General features: G+C 49.6%; 1 protein-coding gene. It reads right to left on the bottom strand.

Annotation, left to right across the window (positions count from 1 at the left end):
- Positions 1 to 98 precede the first annotated feature (98 nt).
- Positions 99 to 527: an IS200/IS605 family transposase gene (gene tnpA / locus HW554_RS20325; protein ID WP_157541118.1), complete on the bottom strand. Its 429-nt coding sequence runs from the start codon at positions 525 to 527 to the stop codon at positions 99 to 101.
- Positions 528 to 617: the final 90 nt, after the last annotated feature.

Here is a 617-nt window from a genome sequence, read left to right as displayed (position 1 = left end):
ACTAAACGACTATGGACTGTAAGTCCATAGGTTTGCTTTCCGAATGAAATTCGGTGGTTTCGGCTAAAGCCGACTGAAAGAAAACCACTGCAAGTGGCTCACTCCAGAATAAAATTCTCATCTCCATTGGGCTGGTCCTTGTGATGGTTTAGGTACGCTTCGAGTAGCTCATCGGTGATGTTGCCCACGCTCCAGGCACCATACCCAATCCCCCAGAAATGACCACCCCAGTACCGGCGTTTCACCTCGGGGAATTCTTGCAACAACAACTTGGCACTACGTCCTTTCAACCGACGCATCAGTTCACTGAGCGCCAGCGAAGGCGGATACGAAACGTGCAGATGAATGTGGTCTTTGCTCACTACTCCTTTCAAAATACGTACGTCCAACGCGTTGCACGTTTGGCGCAGCAAGTCCCGGCAACGTAATTGCACGTCGCCGGTCAGCACCTGATAACGATATTTCGTGCTCCACACTAGGTGTACTTCCAGCTTGTGAACCGAGTGGCTGCCTGTGCGCTGTTTCATGACATAAAGCTACCAAACGCTTAAAGGTGAGTAGCAACTAAAGTCTTGCCCTGAAGGGCATAGCTTTAACTAGCGTGCTTGAAAAGTAAA

The organism is Hymenobacter lapidiphilus, from assembly GCF_013377885.1.
GTDB lineage: Bacteria > Bacteroidota > Bacteroidia > Cytophagales > Hymenobacteraceae > Hymenobacter > Hymenobacter lapidiphilus.
Note: the sequence above shows the minus strand (reverse complement) of the source record. Positions and strands in the feature narration are given on the sequence as shown.